The sequence below is a fragment of the Hymenobacter defluvii genome, from assembly GCF_017589435.1.
In the GTDB taxonomy this organism is placed as follows: domain Bacteria; phylum Bacteroidota; class Bacteroidia; order Cytophagales; family Hymenobacteraceae; genus Hymenobacter; species Hymenobacter profundi.
The window spans coordinates 600,183-624,164 of sequence record NZ_JAGETX010000002.1; the positions used below are offsets into that span (position 1 = coordinate 600,183).

Annotated in this window: 16 protein-coding genes and 1 pseudogene; 5 read left to right on the forward strand and 12 right to left on the reverse strand. The window is 55.8% G+C overall.

Translation table 11 applies throughout. From position 1 onward, the window contains the following. Positions 1 to 25 precede the first annotated feature (25 nt). Positions 26 to 1,393 carry a dipeptidase gene (locus J4D97_RS06650; protein ID WP_208306880.1) on the reverse strand — a complete coding sequence of 456 codons (1,368 nt, stop codon included), beginning with the start codon at positions 1,391 to 1,393 and terminating at the stop codon, positions 26 to 28. Positions 1,394 to 1,543: 150 nt separating this feature from the next. On the opposite strand from J4D97_RS06650, the gene J4D97_RS06655 reads away from it, so the two are divergent. Continuing rightward, complete coding sequence (locus J4D97_RS06655; RefSeq protein WP_208306881.1) at positions 1,544 to 1,909, forward strand: hypothetical protein; 366 nt, start codon at positions 1,544 to 1,546, stop codon at positions 1,907 to 1,909. 45 nt (positions 1,910 to 1,954) lie between these two features. Here J4D97_RS06655 and plsY read toward each other — a convergent pair whose 3' ends face one another. The 8 genes from plsY to uvrA all read right to left on the reverse strand — a co-directional run bounded on the left by plsY (position 1,955) and on the right by uvrA (position 14,508). Next, entirely contained in the window at positions 1,955 to 2,593 is a 639-nt protein-coding gene (plsY, locus tag J4D97_RS06660) for a glycerol-3-phosphate 1-O-acyltransferase PlsY (RefSeq protein ID WP_208306882.1), read from the reverse strand. Positions 2,594 to 2,738: 145 nt separating this feature from the next. Continuing rightward, positions 2,739 to 8,048, reverse strand: coding sequence for a hypothetical protein (locus J4D97_RS06665; RefSeq protein WP_208306883.1), 5,310 nt, complete (start codon positions 8,046 to 8,048; stop codon positions 2,739 to 2,741). Between the two features lie 29 nt (positions 8,049 to 8,077). Continuing rightward, positions 8,078 to 8,908 carry a 50S ribosomal protein L11 methyltransferase gene (gene prmA, locus J4D97_RS06670; protein ID WP_208306884.1) on the reverse strand — a complete coding sequence of 277 codons (831 nt, stop codon included), beginning with the start codon at positions 8,906 to 8,908 and terminating at the stop codon, positions 8,078 to 8,080. Positions 8,909 to 9,007: 99 nt separating this feature from the next. After that, positions 9,008 to 9,394 carry a DUF6150 family protein gene (locus J4D97_RS06675; protein ID WP_243900172.1) on the reverse strand — a complete coding sequence of 129 codons (387 nt, stop codon included), beginning with the start codon at positions 9,392 to 9,394 and terminating at the stop codon, positions 9,008 to 9,010. A 211-nt stretch (positions 9,395 to 9,605) separates the two neighbouring features. Beyond that, positions 9,606 to 10,370, reverse strand: coding sequence for a triose-phosphate isomerase (gene tpiA / locus J4D97_RS06680; RefSeq protein ID WP_208306885.1), 765 nt, complete (start codon positions 10,368 to 10,370; stop codon positions 9,606 to 9,608). Between the two features lie 158 nt (positions 10,371 to 10,528). Beyond that, complete coding sequence (locus J4D97_RS06685; protein ID WP_208306886.1) at positions 10,529 to 11,332, reverse strand: hypothetical protein; 804 nt, start codon at positions 11,330 to 11,332, stop codon at positions 10,529 to 10,531. A 60-nt stretch (positions 11,333 to 11,392) separates the two neighbouring features. Continuing rightward, positions 11,393 to 11,563, reverse strand: coding sequence for a hypothetical protein (locus J4D97_RS06690; protein WP_185282355.1), 171 nt, complete (start codon positions 11,561 to 11,563; stop codon positions 11,393 to 11,395). Positions 11,564 to 11,673: 110 nt separating this feature from the next. Further along, the gene (gene uvrA / locus J4D97_RS06695) at positions 11,674 to 14,508 is read right to left on the reverse strand and encodes an excinuclease ABC subunit UvrA (RefSeq protein ID WP_208306887.1); all 2,835 of its coding nucleotides are present in this window, start codon (positions 14,506 to 14,508) and stop codon (positions 11,674 to 11,676) included. A gap of 399 nt (positions 14,509 to 14,907) precedes the next feature. On the opposite strand from uvrA, the gene J4D97_RS06700 reads away from it, so the two are divergent. Beyond that, on the forward strand, positions 14,908 to 16,035 hold the full coding sequence (locus J4D97_RS06700) for an acyltransferase family protein (protein WP_208306888.1): 1,128 nt from the start codon (positions 14,908 to 14,910) through the stop codon (positions 16,033 to 16,035). Positions 16,036 to 16,264: 229 nt separating this feature from the next. After that, entirely contained in the window at positions 16,265 to 16,900 is a 636-nt protein-coding gene (locus tag J4D97_RS06705) for a class I SAM-dependent methyltransferase (RefSeq protein WP_208306889.1), read from the forward strand. A gap of 171 nt (positions 16,901 to 17,071) precedes the next feature. Here the strand turns inward: J4D97_RS06705 and J4D97_RS23485 are convergent. Next, a pseudogene (locus tag J4D97_RS23485) lies at positions 17,072 to 18,025 on the reverse strand (amidohydrolase family protein). Between the two features lie 256 nt (positions 18,026 to 18,281). Between J4D97_RS23485 and J4D97_RS06720 the strand changes: the two are divergent. After that, positions 18,282 to 19,727, forward strand: coding sequence for an alpha/beta hydrolase family protein (locus J4D97_RS06720; RefSeq protein WP_208306892.1), 1,446 nt, complete (start codon positions 18,282 to 18,284; stop codon positions 19,725 to 19,727). A 127-nt stretch (positions 19,728 to 19,854) separates the two neighbouring features. Here J4D97_RS06720 and J4D97_RS06725 read toward each other — a convergent pair whose 3' ends face one another. Beyond that, entirely contained in the window at positions 19,855 to 20,523 is a 669-nt protein-coding gene (locus J4D97_RS06725) for an SGNH/GDSL hydrolase family protein (RefSeq protein ID WP_208306893.1), read from the reverse strand. 281 nt (positions 20,524 to 20,804) lie between these two features. Here J4D97_RS06725 and J4D97_RS06730 point away from each other — a divergent pair, with 281 nt between their 5' ends. Beyond that, positions 20,805 to 22,247 carry an alpha/beta hydrolase family protein gene (locus J4D97_RS06730; protein WP_208306894.1) on the forward strand — a complete coding sequence of 481 codons (1,443 nt, stop codon included), beginning with the start codon at positions 20,805 to 20,807 and terminating at the stop codon, positions 22,245 to 22,247. A 7-nt stretch (positions 22,248 to 22,254) separates the two neighbouring features. Here the strand turns inward: J4D97_RS06730 and J4D97_RS06735 are convergent, their stop codons facing one another. Further along, positions 22,255 to 23,535 carry an MFS transporter gene (locus tag J4D97_RS06735; protein WP_208306895.1) on the reverse strand — a complete coding sequence of 427 codons (1,281 nt, stop codon included), beginning with the start codon at positions 23,533 to 23,535 and terminating at the stop codon, positions 22,255 to 22,257. Between the last annotated feature and the right edge of the window lie 447 nt (positions 23,536 to 23,982).

Genomic DNA, 23,982 nt, shown 5'->3' on the forward strand with positions numbered 1-23,982 from the left:
TGTTGAAGAGTAGTATGTGGAATTTCTACTTCGCCTTTTCCAGCGCCGCATAGTTCTCGAAGAACAGCGGAATGGTTTCGATACCCTTTAAGAAGTTGAACACGCCGTAGTGCTCGTTAGGCGAGTGGATGGCATCCGAATCCAGCCCAAAGCCAAACAGCACCGAATCAATGCCTAGCTCTGACTTGAACATGGCCACAATGGGGATGGAGCCGCCACCGCGGGTAGGCACCGGGCGTTTGCCGAAAGTAGTTTCCATGGCCTGCGCGGCGGCCTGGTAGGCCACCGAGTCGGTGGGCGTTACTACGGGCTCGCCGCCGTGGTGGGGGCGCACCTGCACCGTTACGCCCTCAGGCGCGATGCGGGTGAAGTGTTCTTGGAACAAGGCCGTGATTTCGTCGGAGGTTTGGTGCGGCACCAGGCGCATCGAGATTTTGGCGAAGGCCTTGGACGGAATTACGGTTTTGGCACCCTCGCCAATGTAGCCGCCCCAGATGCCGTTCACATCGAGGGTAGGCCGGATGCCGGTGCGCTCCACGGTGGTGTAGCCGGTTTCGCCATAGGTGGCGGGTAGGCCGATGCTCTGCTTGAACTCGTCGTCGGAGTGAGGTACGCGGTTGAGGTCGGCGCGTTCCTCGGCGCTCAGCGTGGCCACATTATCGTAGAAGCCGGGGATGGTGATGTGGTTGTTCTCGTCATGCAGGGAGGCAATCATCTTGCACAGCACGTTGATGGGATTGGCCACGGCGCCCCCATAAAGGCCGGAGTGCAGGTCGCGATTAGGGCCGGTCACTTCCACCTCGTGGTAGCTCAGGCCGCGCAATCCTACCTCAATGCTGGGCAGGTCGTTGGCGAGGATGCCGGTATCCGAAATCAGAATAACATCGGCCTTCAGCTTCTCCTTGTTGTTCTTGACGAAGATAGCCAGGTTGTTGGACCCAATTTCTTCCTCGCCCTCAATCATAAACTTCACGTTGCAGGGCACGCCGCCCTGCTGCTGCATCACCTCGAAGGCTTTCACGTGCATGTATACCTGGCCTTTGTCGTCGCAGGCACCACGAGCGTAGATCTTTTCGTCCTTAATCACGGGCTCAAACGGCGGTGAGTCCCACAGCTCGTAGGGGTCAGCGGGCTGCACGTCGTAGTGGCCGTAGACGAGTACGGTGGGTAGGGTGGGGTCAACCAGCTTCTCACCATACACAATGGGGTTGCCAGCGGTTTGGCACAGCTCCACGTTTTCTACGCCAACTTCTTCCAGGCGCTGTTTCAGGAAATCGGCGGCTTGCAGCACGTCGCCATGAAACTTGGGGTCGGCGGAAACGCTGGGAATGCGGAGCCAGTCGATGAGTTCGTGAATGAAACGATTCTGGTTTTCTTCGAGGTAGGTAGGCATATAGAGCAGGTAGGGACGCCTTGCAGGCGCTCGTCGTTGGGTTATAGCTACGAAGGTAAGCAAGCGCCGTTCATTGTGTGCTGGGCGCAACGCTATGCAACCAGACAGAGTTGACCAGTCTCTTCCTTATACAATTTCATTCTCAACGCTATGCGTCCATTTATCTACTCAACATTGCTCTTGCTGCTTACACTAGGCAGCTGCCAGGAAGACAACGATGCAGTGCCATTATCCTGCGCCTCAAATGCCGAAGAGGTGAAGAAAATAACCGATGCCAATGGCCGCGTCAACTTTGATGCTACCCTGAAGCGCTACACCATCTCGAGGGCTGAGCCTGGCACATACGATGTAGTTGACGTGGGCGTTTTATGCGACGACTACTTGCCCAAAGACCTGCAAATGGCAAACACAAAGGTCCTTTTCAGCGGCATTTATTACAAACACAATCAGCCAAGTGGGTTACCAGTCGGCACAACATATTATTATCTGGCTCTATCCGAGGTGAAAGCGGAATAGGAAAATACTGCTGGCTACTCTGTCACGGATGCCTTGCAGGCGCCCCTATTTATCCCACGGCATGGGCACGCGGCTTTCGGTGCCGGCGCGCAGGCGGCCGATGTTAGCCCGGTGCGTGTAAATCAGCAAGGCCGCCAGCACGAAACCGAACCACAACAGCAACTGATTATCGGGCCGGAACGCGGGCAGCAGCTGCAACACAGCAAACGCCACGCCCGCCGTCATTGATGACAAGGACACATAGCGCGTCAATAATAGCATCGTGATGAACACCAGAATGCATACGCCTACCGTGGCGGGGGCAATGGCCAGCATCACGCCCAAAATAGTGGCCACGCCCTTGCCGCCTCTAAACTGCGCAAATACCGGGTAGATGTGTCCCAACACGGCCAGCACGCCGCAGGCCAGCTGAAAGTAGAGCAACTGCCCTGGCGCAACGGCCTGTTGGCTCACCAGCCACGCGGCCAGCGAGGTAGCCAGCCAGCCCTTCAGCACATCCACGGCCATCACAAAGGAGCCGGCTTTCTTACCCAGCACCCGAAACGTGTTGGTAGCGCCCGAATTGCCGGAGCCATGCTCCCGGATGTCGAGGTGGTAGAAGCTACGCCCTACCCATAGGGCTGTGGGAATAGAGCCAAGCAAATAGGCGCCCAACAGCGCACCCAGTATGTAGAGAAAGTACATAAAGAAGGAAATAGGAAGTCGACCAAAGATACAGGCTTTGGCAAGGTTGCCTATTTCACAACGGTTTCTACCTACAAAGGATAGGGTCCCGAAACCGCCCAGCACGAAACAGCCCTACCCTGATTATCAAGGTAGGGCTGCTTGCTTAGTCTTCGCCAAAGGGGTCGTTGGCGGCGCGTTTCTTTTTCTTCTTTTTGGTATCGTCTGCCGTAGGCTCGTCAGGCTTGGCTTCAGTAACGACTTCCTTTTTCTTCTTGTCTTTCTTCGATTCCTCGGCGGGCGGGGTATCAGCGTTTGTTGCGTCGGCCGCTACTTCTTCCTTGGCCTTTTTCTTCTTTTTGCTGGGTTCTTCCACTGGCGCTTCATCAGCGGGTTGGCTGCCGTCAGCAGCAACCTCATCGGCCTGGCCTTTCTTCTTTTTCTTCTTTTTACCAGGGTCCTCCGCAAAATCGAAGTTGCCCGTACTGCCCGACGACTGCACCACCGCCTTGCGCTTACCGGTCTCGCCCAGGTAGTCCTTGCGGAAGTGAGTCAAGAAGGATTCCACTTCCATGTCATCACCCAGGAAGAAACCGTAGGAAGTCGCCGTGTTGTAGTCGCCTTTGGCTTTCTGCCCAATCAGCTCGTCGTACGAACCGTGCTGGGCTTTGGTAAGAAGCAGGTTGTTGGAATACTTGAGGTAGTACCACGTCTGTGGCTCAGCTTCCAGGTACAGCTCCACAACGTCGCCGTTCTCATCCTTCCGGATTTCCACGTAGCCGTCAATCAGCACGTTCAAATCCTTGCTCATGATGTTGGCCACGCCAATCTTTCCTTCTGAGTACCACGCCCGCTGCTTCTCCGACCACACCAGATTCACCTTGTTCAGCAGAATGGTATAGGTAAATTTGTTGGACACCTTCAGCAGCGACGCGTTATTGCCCTTGCGCGTATCAAAGGTTATGGCTGCACTGTTACCAGCGAATTCTCCAATTTTATATAAGTCTTCGCGGGAACCATCCAAAGCTTGAGGCGCGAACTTGGCGTTTTTGGCAATGTCGTCGGCCATAGCCTGCACGGCTTTATCGGGCATGTTGATATCGAAGCCCAGCATCGTATTCAACTGGTAGATAGCACTATCAGGCTTAGCATAGCCCAAACCAGCCGCCACTAGGGTATAATCTTTATTGGGATTGATAAGGTTCAGCTTACCCCGGAAGTTGATAGCAGCCGTAGTATCGTTGAAAGTCAGCACGTCGCCTTCGTAGATGTCCGTGGCCGCCGGGTCGTGACGGCTGATGGTGAAGTCGCGTTTCTTGCTGTTGTAGCGTAGGTCGCCGTCCACCGCAAACAGGTTCAGATCATCGGCGCTAGGCTTAGCCGCCACAAACAACGGGTAGATCTTAGACGAGCCGCTGGACATGAATAGCCCCGTATACATAGGCGTACCGTCTTCCGTTTTAGGCTCATTAAGGTGAATGCGCACGTCTTTCGGGTCGATACTATCCTTCACAGCAAACCAATCGGAGGTCCCAGGCAACTCACTAAATTGCAAGTGTGCTTGCCCTTCAAACGTAAAGCCTGGCTGCTGCGAGTTCATAATCATGCTACCTCGGTAGGCAATACGCGGCGCCAGCAAGAACTTATCCGCGGCCTGAATACCACCCACGGCAATAGTAGGCGGCGAAGCCGGGCCAACGTTCAGCGCATTCTTATTGCCACGCAGCTTACCCAGCACACCACCCGTTTTGCCCGTAGTAGCTAGTGCTCCCCGCATGGCGGTGGAGTCGGAGTGGAAGTTAGAGAACTTAATGGCAAATGAGTCGGCAGCGGTCTGGTACTTGAACATGGCATTGCCGCTAAATGCCGTGCGCGACTGAATGGTGATGGCCCCCTGGTACAGGTTGTGGTACTTGGCCAGCGTATCCATCACAATACCTGCATTCTGGAACGGCCGCATCTGCGCATTTGCCAGGATGTATACCTTGCTCGAATCGGGCGTAATCCAGGCATCGGCGGAGGCAATGTGGGGTACGCCGCCGGCTACCAGGCGGTAGCGGCTCAGGTCGTAGCTACCCGTATTGGCCCGGAATTTCAATCCGTTTTGCTCAGGCTTAGTGGAGTAGAAGTAGGAGCGCGACGAGTCGGCTCCGGGCGCTACGCGCATCTGCACCTGCTTTTTCTGGAAGTCCCAGCGGCCACCGCTCAGCGTGGTGCGGTAGTCGGAGTAGGGTAGCTCGATGCTGGCCTTACTCCCCTCCTCGCGGGTGAAGTCGGCAAAGCCTTTCTGCAAGTCATACTCAAAGGCTACCTCATTCGCCACCAGGGCCGGTTTGTTCGGCTCCGCCGATTTAATACTCAACGTTGATTGCTTACCCTTGTAATTCTTGGTCTTGAAGGCCAGTTGCGGCGAGCGGATAAACGACTGCGGCCCATCAAGCCCGCCGTTGCCGTAGAGGCCGCCGGGTGTGAGCGTAGCCGTGCCCTTGAACTTGTAGTTTCCGTCGTAGAAGCGCATGGCGTCGCCCTCGCGCTGGGTGCTCAGGTACATCGAGTCGCGTAGCACGGCCCACTTCATCTGATAACCGGGTTGCAGCGTCACCTTGGCAAACTCTACCCCCTTTAGCGGCCCCGGCGTAATAGTACCGGTCTTACCCACAGTTACTACCGAGTCTTTGTAGAAGATAAACTGGTCGCTGCTGAAGTCGCCGGTTAAGTATTTAATATTACCCTTTGCTAGCAACCCGCGGTTGCTCATGTTCACCTTGTTAAACAGCACGCCCTTGCCGCCATAGAGCGGAAAACCCTCTTTAGGCACGTCGTAGGTGAAACCCAGCGCACCATCTTCCTGTAAGCTCAGCTTGGTCTTGAAATCGGGCATGATGCCACCCGAGTGAAACGTACCCACAAACCCTACCGCCGAGCGGTTGCGGTTATTGAGCGAATCGATACGGAACGGCGGAATGTCGAAGTACATGGTACTGTCGTAGGCACCGCCCAGTACGTCGGGGTTGTTGAAGAACACGGCCGCACCAGTGCTGGCATCAAAGGCAGGGTAAGCGCCCAGCTTCTTGCGGCCCGATTTGTTGTCGGGGCTATTGATATAGAGCTTACCCGCTGACTCGCCCTTCTGGTTGGCAATGCTGAAATCGCGCACGCGGGCCTTCATCACCGAGCCTTTGGCGCCCTTGCCTTTCACAATAATGGAGTCAATCTTGGTCAGGTCGATGTAGAAGCCATCATAGTCGAACTTGAACTTCTGCCCCTTGAACACGAAGGCTGAGGCCACCACGGTACCATTGAACACCACCCCCCGGTTTTTCTGAATGTGGATAATCGAGGAGTCCGGCTTCACATATACCGTCACCGAGTCGTCGGAGAAGTTGAAACGCTCTACCCCGCGCACCAGCAGGTCGTTGGTGTTCAGGTTCAGGGTAGCGTTGTTACCCTTTGGCGCCAGCGACTTAATCGCTAGGTGGTCGTAGTCCTTCTTGTTGCGCGCCGAGTTTACGTAGTGCGTGGCTTTGGGCAGCACCACAATCTCGTCGGTTTCTGGGCGCCAGCGCACGTAGCTGTCGCGGGCCAGGCCGGCGGCGGCAGTGCGTACGTTGGGCTCCTTGATATTCAGCTCCTGCGCAATTTCCTGCACCGTAATCAGCTTCTGATTGTTGTGGCGCTGGCTGTAGCCTACCACCATCTGCAAGGGGTGCAGCTTGTTGATGGCTTTGATCTGTTGGTAGCGGGTGTTGGTGTAAAACTCGCGCGACTCGAAATCAGCCGTCACCTGGTTTTTGGCCGTCAGCATCGAGAAGTTGATTTCGGGCGAGTTTAGTGGCCATGTCACCAGTTCCGTCCCGATTTCCATTTGGTGGTAGGAATCGTAGTAGGGCGTGTTTTTATACAAGCCCGCCTCGCGGGTGAGTTGCAGCAGTTGGCGCGGCTTCGAGAATTTCATTTTCACGCCGGGGTGCGTGAGCGAGTCTGTTTTATCCTCAAAAATGGTAACCGATGCCCGCGCCGCCGAAATTAGCGTGTCGCCCAGCACATACGCTTTCGACGAAGCCCGGAATTTAGGTTTACCGTTGGCGTCCACCAAAATGCGCGACAGGCTACCATCCAGCGAAGCCGACAACATACGCGAGCCCGCCAGGGAGAAGCCACCGTAGTAGCGGATGTCCTGGCCTAGGTCCTTCACGCGGGCATCGTTGGTGAGGGAGATAAAGCGCGGGTAGCCTGTGTCGGTAGCGCCCGGCTTTTTCTTGACCTGTTTATACGCCAACGCACCCAAAATGGGCTCTTGCAACACGGCGGCGTAGGTGAACTTCACCGGCTCGGCTTTAAACTCGGCTTTGTTGATATCGAAATCGTATGGTCCCAACACGGCGGTAGCGGGGTTGTTGTTCACAGTCCAAGCAAACTCGCCGTTTCCGCCCACAAAGTGGTGGCTAGAGGGCACCACCGCGCCGCTGGTTTTGCGCAGCACCACAGAGTCGCCGCCGCTGGCCATGTACAGGTCTACGTCTTTTAATACCAGCACGGGTCCTTTGGTACTGGGTGCCATATACGAATCGAATACGTAGGACGGCGCAGCCGATGATTCAGGTTCTGGTTCAGCCTCCGGCTCGGGGGCGGCCGCCTCTTTGGCGGGGGTAGCCTTGGCGGTAGCAGCTGGTTTGGCCGGTGTTTTCTTCTTAACGGGGGTTCCCCAGCCATCGTCGGTGTCGCCCCAGCCGCTGCCGTCGCTGCTCCACAAGTCGCTGGTGTCCCAGCCACTGCTGACCTTCTTCTTGGGAGCCGGCTTGGCTTTCGCAACTGGTTTGGCCGCGGCTTTGGCAGGGGTCGGCGCGAGCTTGGCTGGCTCTGGCTTGGGCGCTACGGGTTTGGGGGTAGGCCGAAGCGTTTCGGCAAAGGCCGGCATGTCTGCCTCGTTGTAGGCAAAGCTGAACGAGCCACCATCGGTGCGCAATGTGCTGTAGCGCGAGTGGTAGAGGTAGCGGGTTTCGATGAACTGCGTGGCCGCCAGCAGGAATTTCTCCGCGTTGCGCGGGTCGTCTTTATCTACGGTTTTGGTCAGCACATCCAGCAACTCGTCGATTTGCTGGTCGGAGAAGTTCTGTTTGGTTTTGGCCGTTACCAGCAGGTTGTACAGCATTTCAAGGTGCGGACGCGGCTTGAATTTTTTAGCCAGCATCTGCTGCGACAGCGCCACCGTTTTGCCTTGCTGCGTGGCCGTGAGGCGGTTGCTGGCCCACAGCTCCTGCAAACGAGCGCCCGAAGCTTTGGCCGCCGCATTGTTGGTCGAAGCCATCATCACCTGCACGTCCTGCATGAACTGCGCTGGATCGGAAGAGAGCTTGCCCACAAACCGAGGGGCTGGTGTAGCCGCTCCCGCAGCCGGACGAGTTTGCTGTGCCCAGGCTGGTGCACCCAGGCCTACCATCACCGCACAAAGCCAGCCAAGAACCTGTTTTTTCATACTGATACCGTCAAAACCCACTAAACAGGCTACAATTTCGTAAAAATTGCCGAAACCCAGTTATTCTTCTTTCTATTTGATTGATAAGCTAATCCGTGCTTCTTAGCTTCCTCTTGAATCTTGGATAAGTCCTCTTCATAGAATCCGCTGAATATTATAGGGCAACCAGCCGGTAGCAGGGCGGCGTAGGCGTGCATGTCTTCCAGCAACACGTTGCGGTTGATATTGGCCAGGATAATATCGAATGGCGCCTCACCTTCCAGCATCTCTACCCCGCCTAGGCGGCACTCGGCCTCGGGGAAGCCGTTATCCTGCACGTTGTCGCGGGCGTTTTCTACGGTCCAGGGCTCCACGTCCACGGCCAGGATTTCGAGGGCGCCCAGCATGCCGGCCATAATGGCCAGGATGCCCGTACCGCAGCCCATATCCAGCACACGCTTGCCCTGGTGGTCCACCGTCAGCTGATTTTCAATCATCAGCGCGGTGGTTTCGTGATGGCCGGTGCCGAAGGACATGCGCGGCATAATCACGATGTCGTACTCCACACCTTCGGGCTTGGGATGGAACGGTGCCCGCACCGATACTTTATCGGCAATGATGAGAGGCTGAAAGTTCTTTTCCCACTCGGCATTCCAGTTTTGACGGGTGATGATGCGGTGGTCGTACTCGATGACGTCGGTGCCCTGGTAGCGGCTCATGATTTCGGCTACGTCGTCGGGGTTGAATACGTCCTCGGTGGTGTAGGCGCAAAAGCCTTCGTCGTTGTCTTCAAACGTATCGAAGCCTACCTGACTTAGTTCGGCAACCAGAATGTCGGCCAGCTCGCGCGGGGCCTGAACGCGTACTTCTACAAAATCCATAGTGTGGGGAAAGAATGGGCGAAGGCAAAAAAAATGCCGCCCGTGTTGGTTCGGGCGGCAAGTTCGCAGGAAAATCTGCGGAGGTTGATGGAGTGCGCCCTACTGCGGCCGGCAGCCAGCATAAGAACGCACATCAGTATAGTGAATTGTAAAGTCGGCTAGATTCCGATTTTCGGTTACAAAAATGCGGTAGTCGGCAAAGTCGCGGGCGTCGGTGAAGGCCCACAGCCCGGCTTGGTCGGCAAAGAGCTTGTTGTCTTCTTTGTACACCATAAGGTTGGTGAAAGCCGTTTCAGGCTCCACGTACACGATGGCAAAACACTGATTGCGGCGGCGCGGGTCGGTTTCGAGGAAGATAGAGCCGTACACGCGGCACGGGTCTACGCTACTCAAGGTTACAACTCTAGCGGGCGCCGCAAATGGCACCCGCGCCGCGGGTGGTGCGAGCGTCAGAAAACCAGCAAAGAAAAGTTCAGCAAGCATCATAACAGAGCAGACAACAACTTGGCCGGCTTTGGTTTCATCTTTATTATCGTGTCATCCTGATTATCTGTCATCCTGAGCATGTGGCGCATCAAGCCAGTGTCGAAGGACCTTATGCCCGCAGAACGACAATCGTATCAACGACTCGTTCACACGTGAGAAGATCCTTCGACACTGGCTTAATGCGCCACATGCTCAGGATGACAGAAGAAAGTTAAAAGGACTTGATAATCTCCGTGAAATCACGCGATTTGAGGGAGGCACCGCCAATGAGGCCGCCGTCTACGTCGGGTTGGGAGAACAATTCGCGGGCGTTCTGGGCATTTGCCGAGCCGCCGTAGAGGATGGTGGTATTTTCGGCCGCTTCGGCGTCGTAGGCGCGGGCTACCTGCTCGCGGATGAAGGCGTGCACCTCCTGCGCCTGGGCGCTGGTAGCAGTTTTGCCGGTGCCGATGGCCCAAATGGGCTCGTAAGCAATGACTACCTGCGCAAACTCTTCATTGGAGAGGTGAAACAGGCCGTCTTTCAGCTGCTTGCGGATAAAGTCGAAAGTTTCCTCGGCCTCGCGGGTTTCCAGCGACTCGCCAATGCAGAAAATCGGCTTCAGGCCAGCGGCCAAAGCAGCTTTCAGCTTTTGCGAAAGCAAGAAATCGTCTTCCTTGAAATACTGGCGGCGCTCGGAGTGGCCCAGAATTACATATTCGGCACCCACAGATTGCAGCATCTTACCCGATACTTCGCCGGTGTAGGCGCCGCTTTCCTTGTCGGAGCAGTTTTGGGCGCCCAGGTGGAAGTTGCTACCCTGAGGCAGCTGCTTGCCTACATTATATAGAAAAGGAAACGGCGGGCAGATCACCACTTGCACCGCAGAGCCGGTGGCCTCATCGGCTACCATGTTAGTGATTTCAGAAACCAGAGCCAGGCCGTCCTGGAGCGTGAGGTTCATTTTCCAGTTGCCGGCAACGATGTTTTGGCGCATAGCGAAAGAGCGTAGAGTTGAAGATTCGCCTGCAAGTTATCAGTTAGTTGTTAGTGGGTTGTTGTTAGCTGTCAGTTGTTAGTCTGATTCCTGTTTCAACAACTAACAGCCACTCCCTAACAACTGACAACTAATCTCTAACAACTAACGAACAACCGCTACAACCCCGCCGCCGTCTGCAACCGCCGGCGCGACAACAGGAGGCCACCTACTGCCACTACCCCCGCGCCGCCCCAAGCCAACCACATCAACTCAGGGTAGGCGCTTTGCCGCGCTACCCCAATGGCAACCAGCGCCCACGCCGCCACCAGCGGAAACGCTACTTCTCGAAAGGCATAGGCTACCAGCAACCCCAGCGCTACCACTATTGCTAACAGCAAAGCCGTGAGCAGCACACGCACGTTTTCTTCGCCGTGCCACCCCCAGCTCCACAAGCCCAACGTGACGTTGATAACAGTAGCCACCGAAATCCACCCTAGAAACAGCGCGAAGGGTAGGCTGCTGAGCATCGCGCTTTCACCAGCCAGTACCAATGTCCGCGCCCTACCATATACCAGGATCAGGCTAATTAGAATACCCAGCATCACTAATGCGCTCAGGGCCAGCCGCTCGTATGCAAACACCACCAGCCACAGCCCCGTGAGCACATTGGCCAGCGTGAGGGGTAGGGCTACGGCATCGGGTAGCAAGTTGCGGCGCTGGGTCGGCAACAGTTGCCAGATGGCGTACACCAGCAAGCTCAGAAAAATCAGGCCCCAGATGCTGAATGCGTAGCCCGCCGGCGTGAGCAGGGTAGGATACTTGCCGGATACCGCGCCGTTTGTCTGCCCATTGAACGGGTAGGCCTGCGACACGTAGTTCAGCGCAATATTGCCAACGATGCTAGCCGCCGCTGTCCACCGCCACAAGCGGCCCGGCAACGCAGATTCGGGTGAGGTCAACGGGGTAGAAAGTGCAGTCATAGAGCAATGTTAAGTATGGGAAACTGGTAGCCCGGCTCCATTGGCACCGGACCAGCAGGCTTATTTTGTAGGCAGATGCGGCTTGAGTTGGCCGACCGCAGATGTGGCAGCAGAAGCCTGCGCATCAGTTTTTGCTTTTACTAGGAGCGCCTGAATCTGGGTCAGTACGTTTTCGTCCTCCAGCTTCTCGATGAAGGCAATCAGCTCTTTCTTTTTGTGGGCAGGTATCATAGAAAATGCAGGTTATAGGGTGTTGGGCAAGAGGCCAATTGAGGCTATACGCAAACGCCCCGAATGGTTGTCCATTCGGGGCGGGTAGGGTGCGTATGCGGCACAGGTTGCTACAGCTTCTCAGCCAGAAAACGGGCGGTGGAATTGGTGTCTTTCAGCTTCACCATCTCCTCGGGAGTACCCTCAAAGAGTAGGTGGCCGCCGTTGGTGCCGCCCTCGGGGCCGAGGTCGATAACCCAGTCGGCACACTTGATGATGTCCATGTTGTGCTCGATGATGAGCACCGAGTTGCCCTGCTCCACCAACGCATTTAAGGCCGTCATCAGCTTGCTGATGTCGTGGAAGTGCAGGCCGGTGCTGGGCTCATCAAAGATGAACAGAATTTTATCTTGCTGAAGGGTAGCGCCTTTGGTCAGGAACGAGGCTAGCTTCACGCGCTGGGCCTCACCACCGGAAAGCGTATTGGCCGACTGCCCTAGACGAATGTAGCCCAAGCCTACATCGTTGAGCGGGCGCAGACGCTCCACAATCTTAGGCTGATCGGCGAAGAACTCTACAGCGTCCTCCACCGTCATTTCCAGGATTTCGTCGATGCCTTTCTCCTTGTACTTGATTTCCAGAATGTCCTGCTTGAACTTGTGGCCGTTGCAGGCCTCGCAAGTCAGGTAGATATCAGCCATAAACTGCATCTCAATCTTCACCTGACCTTCGCCCTGACACACTTCGCAGCGCCCGCCTTCCACGTTGAAGCTGAAGTGCGAAGGTTTCAGGCCCCGCGCCTTGCTCAGCGGCTGATCGGCAAACAGGCTGCGGATGGCGTCATAGGCCTTCACGTACGTCACCGGGTTGGAGCGCGACGACTTGCCAATGGGGTTCTGATCCACAAATTCCACGTGCGACACTTGGCCCTGCACGCCCATCAGGCGGTCGAACTTGCCAGTGGCTTCGCCCGCGCCGCCGCCCAGCTGCTTGAGCACGGCCGGCGCCAGAATGCGCTTCACCAAGGTAGACTTGCCCGAGCCCGACACGCCCGTTACCACCGTCATCACGTTCAGCGGAAACTTCACCGACACGTTTTTGAGGTTGTTTTCGCGGGCACCGGTCACTTCCAGCGCGTTGCGCCACGGCCGCCGGATTTTGGGTACCGGCACCGCCATCTGGCCGCTGAGGTAGCGCCCAGTGTAGGTAGTATCGTCCTCCAAAATCTCCTCATACGTGCCCTGAAACATGAGCTTACCGCCACCCGAGCCGGCTTCCGGCCCAATGTCGATGATCTGGTCGGCCTGCTCCATCATCTTGTCTTCGTGCTCCACTACTACTACCGTGTTGCCTAGCTTCTGCAAGGAGCGCAGCACGCCGATGAGCTGCTCGGCATCCTTGGGGTGCAGGCCAATGCTGGGCTCATCCAGAATATACATAGAGCCCACCAGCGCCGATCCCAGCGAGGTAGCCAGCGAAATACGCTGCGATTCGCCACCCGACAGCGTGCTACTGAGGCGGTTGAGGGTGAGGTAGCCCAGCCCTACCCTATTCAGGTAGCTGAGGCGGTTGGTTACCTCCGTCACCAGGCGCTCGGCTACCTTGGCCTCGTGCTCGGTTAGGTTGAGGTTATTGAAGAACTGCACTGCTTCCGAGATGGGTAGCAGCACCAAGTCCGTAATGCTGCGGCCGTCGATTTTGACGTATTGCGCATCGTGGCGCAGACGCGTGCCGCGGCAGTCGGGGCAGGTGGTGCGGCCCCGGTAGCGGCTTTGCAGCACGCGGTACTGGATCTTGTGCGTCTGCTCCGACACCCATTTAAAGTACTTATCCAGGCCATCGAAGTACTTATTGCCTTTCCAGAGCAGCTGCTTTTCGGCCTCGCTCAGCTCGTTGTAGGGCCGGTGAATTGGGAAATCGAATCGGATACCGTTCTTCAACAAGGGCTTCAGCCACTCGCTTTGCTTGTCGGTGCGCCAGGGGGCAATGGCACCCTCATACACCGTCAGCGACTTATCCGGAATCACCAAATCCTCATCAATGCCCAACACCGAGCCGAAACCCTCGCAGGTTTTGCAGGCGCCGTAGGGGTTATTGAAGGAGAAAAAGTTGACGTTCGGTTCTTCGAACACGATGCCGTCCAGCTCGAATTTGTCGGAGAAGGTGCGCCGCTCGGCGTCAAACTGCGCGATGCACGTGCCATGTCCCTCGAAAAAGGCCGTTTGCACCGAGTCGGACAGGCGGAACTGCAAATCCTCATCACCATGCCGAATCACGGCGCGGTCAATCATGATGTACACGTCGCCCTGCACCTCGGGCTTGCCCTCCCCGATGAGGTCTTCGATGAACTCGGTTTCGCCCTTCACCACCACCCGCGAGTAGCCTTTTTGCAGCAGCAAATCCAGTTCCTTGCTCATGGGCCTACCCTCCTCCGAAGGTAGCAGCGGGGCTAGCAGCGTCAGGCGGGTGCCGTCGGGTAGGGTGAAAAGGTAGTCCACCACATCGGCCACGTTGTCCTTGCGCACCTGCGCGCCGCTCACGGGCGAGTACGTGCGCCCTACCCTGGCAAAGAGCAGCTTAAGGTAATCGTAGACCTCGGTGCTGGTGCCTACTGTGGAGCGGTTGTTTTTGATGCTGACCTTTTGCTCGATGGCAATGGCCGGCGAAATGCCGCGGATGTAGTCTACGTCGGGCTTGTCCATGCGGCCCAGAAACTGGCGAGCGTAGCTGCTTAGGCTCTCCACGTACATGCGCTGCCCCTCGGCATACAAGGTGTCAAACGCCAGACTAGACTTGCCCGAACCCGACAGGCCCGTGACAACGATAAACTTATTGCGCGGCAGTGCCACGCTGAGATTCTTGAGGTTATGAACCCGCGCATTCTTAATCAGAATAAAGTCGCGCGGGTCGAGCTGGTCGATAGGATCGGCCGCGGGGGCGGCTACTTGCAAGGAGTCTTGGGCCATAGAGCGGTAAACAGCCAGCACCGGGGGTTTGGTTTCCGGCGGAGGTAGGGAGTTTACGAAGGTACGACGTAGGGTGTGGTTTGGCGCTGGAATGCTTACATGGGGAGATGTGATATACTCAGTGTCATTCACCAATTTGATAGCAACTCTATGCTTCTAGAACAACGGCACAAACTCACGCAGCTATAATGTGACTTACTTAAGAAGTAATACAGGCTCCTTTCTACCTATATTTACAGGACACGTTATTGTGTTTATCTTATATAAGCAAAACCTACCGGTGTTGCTATAAATCACTCATTAAACGCCGTAAAACAAGAAAATTTACGCAATATCGGGCCGCTTATATACAAGGGGTTTTCTATCCCTTATTCTGTATTATACTTATTGTCTTGCATTATGCTAAGCACTACCCGGCAACCAGCAGAGAAATTGGAGCTATTAGAGGCCATTCGCGGCTTTGCAGCATCGTATGTGGTTATTCACCACTTCATTGGCTTCACTACACTCAAGCAAACACTTCATCCCCTGCTTAGGCTGCCCTTTCGTTTCGGACAAGAAGCTGTTATTGTCTTTTTCCTGATGTCGGGCTTTGTTATCTGTATTGCCACCTATAAATCATCTCAGCAAGATATTCGAACGTTCTTTTATAAACGTTTCTTCAGAATATATCCTATATTCCTTGCTACTCTCGGCTTATCCGTGCTCGTTGCTTTGTGTAACGGTGAATCATTTTCTTCGAAAGACACTGGTAATTTTTTAGGAAACTTATTGATGCTTCAGGATACGCCAGATAAACCGGGCGGAGTTATTCAGCCTTTTTTAAAAAATCACGCGCTCTGGTCTTTGTCGTATGAATGGTGGTTTTATATGCTATTTCTTCCTGTCCTTACCTTGCTGAACAAAATAAAATATTATTATACAGGACCTTCTATATATAGTGTACTTGCTTTATCTTGTGTAGCTTATCTTTTCTATTTATTATTCCCTAATCATCTTCTTCTTGTACTCACCTATTTGGTTATGTGGTGGGTAGGCGTGGCATGGGGAGAGATGTATGTCAAGCAGATTTCTTTCAACTGGAAAAATATGCTACCACTTTATGTCAGCTTGTTCGTTATGCTTTGCTTGACGGCTATACCAGCCATAACAGCTTACCAAGCAACACAGTCGGTGAGTAATCTAACAGACTATCCCTTTATCGTTTTTCGACATTTCGCATTTGCTTTTCTGTGCGTAGGAAGTATTCATTTTTACCATATTTATAAACTCACTTATTTAAAAACAGTATTTGTGCCTTTTGCCAAATTATCCTCTATTTCGTATGCATTGTATTGTGTACATTTTCCTATATTATGGCTTCATATTCCATTTATTACCAATATTTATATAGCATTATTCGCTAAACTTATGCTCGTAGTAGCACTATCACACCTGTTGAAAAATAAATTACAGCCTATCGTTAATAAATATTCATATGCTCTTCGTACTTCTGCGGCTGAAATCCCAGTGGTAGTTAATGCTTAAAATCTGATAAGAGCCAACTCGGTTAAATTTGTAGTTCGGTCGTTCAACGCAGCACCTTTTCGCCAACTGGCCCCGTCCCTTTGCATGACTTCGGTTAGGCGCATGAGGTAAAGAAATAATGGCACGAGTCACACCATATTCACGCCAGCTAGGGGTAACTCCATGCTTAGCACGACCAACGAAACTCTCCGCTATGCAGTCTGTTGAGTAGGAAAACTACCTCCTACCCATGCCTACCCCCAACGACACCCCTTTCCCGTCCAACGCCTTCCGCCGCCAGGACGAAACGCCGGACGCCGATTTCTACCACTTCCCGCGCTTTGTGACACACATCGACGAGGGCGCTATTGCGGCCGTGACCCAGCTGTACCGTGAGTATCTACCGGCCAATGGTGCGGTGCTGGATTTGATGAGCAGTTGGATCAGCCACTTGCCCGAGGAGGTAGCCTATCAGCGTGTGGTAGGGCTGGGCATGAACGAGCAAGAGTTGCGCGCCAACCTGCGCCTGAGCAGCTACGTGGTGCAGGACCTCAACCAAACCCCTACCCTACCCTTCGCTGACAACGAGTTCGACGGGGCCGGCATCTGCGTGTCTATTGACTACCTCACACAGCCGGTGGAGGTGCTGCGCGAGCTGGCCCGCGTGCTGCGCACCGAAGCGCCGCTGGTCATTACCTTTTCCAACCGCTGCTTCCCTAGCAAAGCCATAGCCGCCTGGCACGCCCTCGACGACCGCGGTCACCTGGCCCTAGTGCAGCGCTACCTAGAAACAGCCGGCGGCTGGCACCACATCGAGCTACTTGACCGCAGCCCCAACGGCTACCAATCCGATCCGCTGTTTGCGGTAGTGGGAAGAGTGGTTTGAGGTTGTTAGTTATTAGGAAAAGCGTCTGTCATCCTGAGCGCAGCGAAGGACCTTCTGCCAGTTGAACGAGTCGTTGGTACGCTTGTCGTTCTCGCGTGAGAAGGTCCTTCGCAAGCTCAGGATGACAGACGTTTTTTCATCCGATAACTTCCCCCCTAACAACTAACAACCTCACAATCCCAGCACCCGCTCGGCGTTTTGGTGGCAGACTTTCGCCCGTACCTCGTCGCTCAGGGGGGCTTTTTCTATCCAGCGGCTGGCCGTTTCGGATTCTTCAAATGGATAATCCACCGAGAACAGCACGTTGTCTTCGCCCAGGGCGGCTAGGGCGCACTGCAACGATTCATCGGCGCACACGCCGGTGGTAGTCACCACGATGTTAGATTTGATGTATTCCGACGGCAGCTTCGTCAGGCCTTGGGGTAGGCCGGCGAGGCGGGCGCGGCTATCGAGGCGCCAGAGCAGGTAGGGCAGCGTTTCGCCCATGTGGCCTAAGATTAACTGCACCTTCGGGAACCGCTCGAACACGCCGCCAAACACGAGACGCAGGGCGTGCGTGGCTGTTTCTACGGTCTAGCTCCAGGTGGCGCCCAGCAGCTCGGGGTGACCTTCGTAGAGCTGCATTTTCTGGTAGGAATTGGCGGGGTGTAAGTACACGGGCACGCCCAGGTCTTGCGCCCGTTCCCAGAACGGCGTGTACTGGTCTTCGTCGAGGTAGTGGCCGTTGGTGTGGCTATTGATTATGGCGCCCCGAAAGCCCAACTGGCGCACGCACCGCTCCAGCTCATCGGCGGCAGTAGTGGGGTCTTGCAGGGCCAAGTGGGCCAGCCCGCCAAAACGGGTAGGGTGCAACTCAATTTTTTCGGCTAAGAAATCGTTGGTCTCGTGGGCCAGGCGCACGGCGCGGGCGGTATCGGGTTCCGTTTGCACGCCGGGGCTAGTAAGCGACAAAAACGACCGTTCGATACCGGCTGCATCCATTGCCGCCAGTCGCTGCTCGCCAAAATCCTGCAAGCGCGTCAAAATATTCTGCATGGCTTTTTCGGGCAGGTCGCGCATGTGCTGCTTGAAGCCTTCGACAAAGGCAGGGGCAAGAAAGTGTTCTTCTAAAGCAATCTTTTTCATAGGGTTTGGCAGGGTATTTACTAGGGTAAGCCCGTTGGAAATCAGTTCTGACAGCACGCAAAGCCGCCGCCACTGCCTACCTAAACGCAGCACCGCAACACGTGGCGACGCAACTTTTCGGCCTTTGTGGGCGCTATTTTGGGGAGTATGGCTGTTATAGTTAAGCTGATGAGGAGTGACACGGCGGCCTTTCAGGTAGCCTATTTTTCTTATTTCTTTCGTTTCTGAACACCCCGCGGGGCCCTTTCCACTGTATATGCGCTTTTCTTCATTTGGTAGTTTACTAGTCGCCTTGCTTGGTGCATCTACAGCTTTTGGGCAGCGGCCCACAGCCAATCTTTCCGGTCAATGGAGTGGCAATCTGCGCATCCCCACCGGGGCTACCCTGCAACTGCAACTAAACGTGCAGGACCAAAGCGGCCGTCGCATGGCCACCCTCGACATCCCTACCCAGAACGCGCGAAACATCGCCGTAGACCGGGTAGAAACCAAAGGTGATAGTCTGCTGCTCACGGTGTCGGCCATCCGGGCTCGCTTTGCCGGGAAGGTGGCTCCCGATGGTAGTACACTACGCGGCTTCTGGCGCCAGAACAACGCCAAGCTGCCCCTCACATTCCAGCACACTTCTACTACTGCGGCCACTGCTGCCGCACCCGCCGCGAAGCGTAGCGGCAAGGCCGGCCGGCCGCAAGAGCCGCAGGCGCCGTTTTCGTATCAGGCCGAGGAAGTCCGTTTCACCAATAAAAGCGCTGGCGTCACGCTGGCTGGCACGCTTACCCTGCCGCCCGGCAAGGGGCCGTTTCCGGCGGCTGTGCTGCTCACCGGCTCCGGCCCCCAGGACCGCGACGAGGCCGTGTTCGGCCACAAACCTTTCCTAGTGCTGGCCGATTATCTGACCCAGCAAGGCATTGCCGTACTGCGCTTTGATGACCGGGGCGTGGGCAAATCGACGGGCAACGCCACTACCGCTACCCTCACCGATTACACCCAGGATGCGGAAGCCGCTATGGCCTTCCTGCGCAGCCGGCCCGATATTAACGCTAAGAAGGTAGGCGCGATTGGGCACAGCGAAGGCGGCACAGCCGGCGTGCGCACGGCCAGCCAAGCGCAGGCCCCAGCTTTTTTGGTGCTGCTGGGTATGGCCGGCGTACCGGGTAGCGAAGCGGTGGTGCAGCAGGCGCTGGCCAATGCTCGTCTCAAGACCAAAGACCCCAAAATCCTGGCTGGTGTAGAGCAGCGTCAGCGCGCCCTCATTGCCATCAGTCAGCGCGTAGCCGATGTTCAGCAGGCACAGAAGCAAATGATAGCCGTGCTGATGCCCGATATTTCCTTACCCGCCGAGCAGATGAACCAGCTCCGCGCCGCCGCCGCCGGCCAGGCCGCCGCCATGACGACCCCCGCTTTCCGCGCGCTGCTCGTCGACAACCCTACCCAAACACTGCGCGCCGTGAAATGCCCGGTGCTGGCTCTGGGCGGCGCTAAAGATATGCAGGTGATTTCCAACACCAACCTCGCCTCCATCGAAAAAACCCTCAAAAGCAGCGGCAACCGCGATGTGACCACCCGCGAGCTGCCCGGCCTCAACCACATGTTCCAGACCGCTCCTACCGGGGCCATTTCGGAGTACGGGCAGATTGAGGAAACATTTTCGCCCGCCGCCATGCAGGCCATCAGTAGCTGGATTCTATCCCGCACGAAGTAAATTCCAAAAACAGCAAAAAGCCCCCGCATCACCTTAGGTGCGGGGGCTTTGCTTTTTACACGGAACGTCGTGCTGGGGTTGAACCCCTGGCAAGGGTAGGCGACGCGGGCGGCCAACCAACAGGCGGCTACTTTTTCAGGTAGGGTTGTAGTTGCTTGGTCCAGATAGCGTAGCCGGCGGGCGTCATGTGCAGGCTATCGGACACGTATAGTTCCGGGCGCGGGCGGCCGTTTTTACCGAGCATTGCGGGGCCGAAATCCACATAGCGCAGGTGCTGTGGGTGGCGGTCGATGTAGGCTTTGATCTTGGCGTTGGCCTGCTGCATCTGCGGGTAGAGCTTCCAGCGCGACGGGCTTGGTTTGATAGCCAGATATACTAGCTCCACGCCGGGCAGGTCGCGGCGCATGCGGCTTTTGAAAGCCAGAAAGGCCTGATACACTTCATTCACCGTATTACCGGCGTTGATGTCGTTGTCGCCCTCATACAGTATTACCTGTTTGGGTTTGTATTTCAGTACGAGCTGATCGAAATAATGATTGGCATCGGGGAAGCGAGAGCCGCCAAAACCTCGGTTAAGAACGGGGTAGCCCGCAAAATCCTGCTGCAACGTCTCCCACTTGCGCACCGACGAGCTGCCAGTGAAGACGATGGGCGCCACGGGCGGCTTTTGCAGACTATCCTGCTGAGTGAAGGCTTTGATTTCGCCTACCCACTGCCCAAAGTTGAGCGGTTCGGCGCGGCGCGGCCCCTGCGCCCACACCACAACGGGCAACAACAAAAGAAATCCTAACAACAAACAGTGAGAACGGGAGGGAAGCAGCATACGGTGCGGCAAACAAAAGAGAACAGAAAGTGAATACTAGGGCCAACATACACAGATGTGGGCATATAAGATGTGATGCTTACGCAGAACCTACGTCGAGCAAACAGCTCACTTGGTAGCTCCTCATACTGCTCTCATCGGATATACTGTGCGTTTTCAAACCTAAATAGGACGTTGGCAAGATTCTGGCATTTAGCACTTTTTTACCAAGAATATGCTCATACCGCCGCAGTTCGGTATTTGATTTTCACTTTATGCCCAAAGCTTTACGTTTCGCGTTTCTCCTATTTCTTCTTTTACCATACGCCTTGCGGGCCGCCGACGCTCCTCTGAATGGCCAATGGCAAGGACCACTCGCCGTACCAGGCGGCTCTCTGGATTTGCTGATTACGTTGGTTCCGCTTTCCAACGGCTCCTACTACGCCGCCCTGGATGTGCCCAAGCAGAAGATTAGCCGCATGCCGGTAGAGGTAGAGCTAAAGGGCAGTGAAATTGCTTTGAAAATTGAGCAAGCGGGTAGCAGCTTCACGGGCCAAGTGCTGGAAGGTGGCCGGGTGCTGAAGGGCACCTGGAAGCAGCCTGGCCTTACGGCGCCGCTCACGCTGGAGCGCCGCGCCATGCCCACGGCCTCGGCGGCCGCTCTCACCCGCCTGACTCCGCCTTACCGCGAAGAAAACATCAAGTTCAACAACGCAACCGCCAACGTAAGCCTAAGCGGTACGCTCACGGTGCCGGCCGGACCGGGGCCTTTTCCGGCCGTGGTGCTGATTTCGGATAGTGGCCCGCAGGAGCGCGACGTGGCGGTGCAAGACTACCGCATGTTTGGGATGCTGGCTGACTACCTTACTCGCCGCGGCGTGGCCGTGCTGCGCTTTGATGACCGGGGGGTAGGCCAGTCGGGCGGGCGCTATTTTACCACGACCACCGCCGATTTGGTGACCGACGCGCAGGCCGCCATGCAGTATCTGCGGGCGCACAAGCTCATCAACCACCGCGACATTGGCCTTATCGGGCATGGCGAAGGGGCCAACGTGTCGTTGCTGGCCGCCGCGCAGCCGCAGCCTCCAGCTTTTGTGGTGGCTTTGGCTGGCTACGGACAGCTGGGCCACGAGGTGCTCTTGCATCAGCAGCTGGAAATTATGCGCCTCATTGGGGCCGATCAAACTCAGGTGAAGGCGGCCATTGAGTTGTACGAGCGCATGGTTACGATTATCCGGCAGACGCCCAACGATAACCAGGCCCGCGGCAAGGTGGCCGGCACGCTACGCCTCAACAACAGCCAGATTGACCCAACTATGGCCCGTGCCCGCGCCATTCAGCTCACGTCGCCCTGGTCACGTTTCTTCCTCGACTTTGACCCGCTCCGGTCCTTGCTCGATGTGCGCTGTCCCGTGCTGGCCCTGAACGGTACCGACGACCTACAGGTAGGCGCGGCCACCAACCTGCCACTCTTGCAAAAGGGTCTGAAAAACAACCGCGACGTGACCGTGAAGAAACTTGCTGGCGTCAACCACCTGTTTCAGCCCGACCCGCAGGATTGGCCCCTGGTGAACGGACAACAGCAGCCTAACTTCTCGCCCAAGGCGCTGGATACCATTCGGGAATGGATTGCCAAGCGCACCACCGCGGCTCCATCGGCAGCGGCTCCGCAGAAGCCTGCCGCCAGCAAAACCAAGAACAACACGGCCAGCAAGTAGCCACGGCTTATTCGGCTGGTGCGGGGGTAGGCGCCGGGGTCAGGTCGAGGCGACGGAGTTTGTCGGCTTTGAAGGCGGTTAACAAGACTACTACAATCGTCATACCTCCACCGAAAACCACTGAGGGCACTACGCCCAGTAGCCGCGCCATCGCGCCCGACTCGAACGAGCCGATTTCGTTGCTGGAGCCGATGAAAATATTGTTGACGGCCGATACCCTACCCTTCATATACTCCGGCGTGAAGGTGTGTACTAGCGTCTGCCGCACAATCACCGATACGGAGTCGAACACGCCCGTCATAAACAACAGGAACAACGACAGCCAGATATTAGTAGACAGCGCAAAGCCGATGGTGGATACCCCAAAGCCCGCCACAGCCCACAGCAGCTTGCGCCCGGCCTGCTGATGCAGCGGGAAATAGGTGAGTACGGCCGCCATCAGCACCGAACCAATAGCTGGTGCAGCCTCCAAATGCCCCAGCCCATCAGCCCCTACCTTTAGAATCTCCACGGCGAATACCGGCAGCAGCGCCACCGCACCGCCAAACAACACCGCAAATAAATCCAGCGACAGCGCAGCCAGTACTAGCTGGTTGCCCCAGATAAAGCGCAGGCCACTCAGTACGCTTTCCTGCAACGTGAGCTTGGCGCCTTCAATGGGGGGTAGGGGCCGCGAGGCAATCAGCATAAACTGCACGAGCGCCAGCACCAGCAGGCTCGATGCCACGGCATAGGAATTGGCAACGCCCAGATGCGCAATAAGGTAGCCACCGATTGCCGGCCCCAGCACCGCCGCTCCCTGGTAGGTGGTGCTGTTCCAGGTAATGGCATTGGAGAGCCGCTCGCGGCTGGGTAACAATTGTGGCATAAAGGAAAACAGGGCGGGCCCCAGAAACCCGCGCGCAATGCCGCTCACAAATATCACCGCGTACAGCGGCAGGGTATGGAGCGAGCCGGGCGCTAGTAAATCCAGCCCCCAGGGCGAGGCAAAAAACCAGAGCGCCACCGCGCACAGCACCAGCACGGCCACTCCCGCCACAATAATGTTCTTGCGCCGCACCGAGTCGGCCACGTGCCCAGCGTAGAGCGATACCGCGATGCTGGGAATGGCTTCGGATAACCCAATCAGCCCGAGCGCCAAGGGGTCGTTGGTGATTTTGAAAATCTGCCAGCTCACGGCCAAGCCCTGCACGCGGGTAGCAATGGTATAGCAAATGCGCGCCGAAATCAACCGGCGAAAATCTGGAATCCGCAGGGCGGCATACGGGTCGTGGAGGGGTGCCGACATGCAAACAAATCGAAAAGGATAGGGAACGAATGCCAAAAGTAACCTGAAACCCTGGCTGCCCTACTCCTCGCTACTTGCCCTTACTCTTTCTAGACTAGCTTCTTCGGTTACACGCCACACTATGTACACGGAAAATAGTCGATTTTGCAACGCGTCGCCCTCGTCACCTAGTTTATTACCTTATTTTTCTTTTGCTCCTTTCGAGCAAATAAATGATTGAATAACCGCACTTTGCAAGTAGTTAAGAGCTAATAGTAACATAATTAATAAGCGAAGACATAATTTTTTATAAAACTCAAAATAATAGATATACTATATAAAATATTAAGGTTTCATAATGCACAAAAAAATATTCAGTTGGTGGCGTTCGGGCATTGCGTTTGGTATAACCATTCTTTACATTTGGTCTTCATCCATTGCTCATCTAGGAGCTACTCTCTGACATTC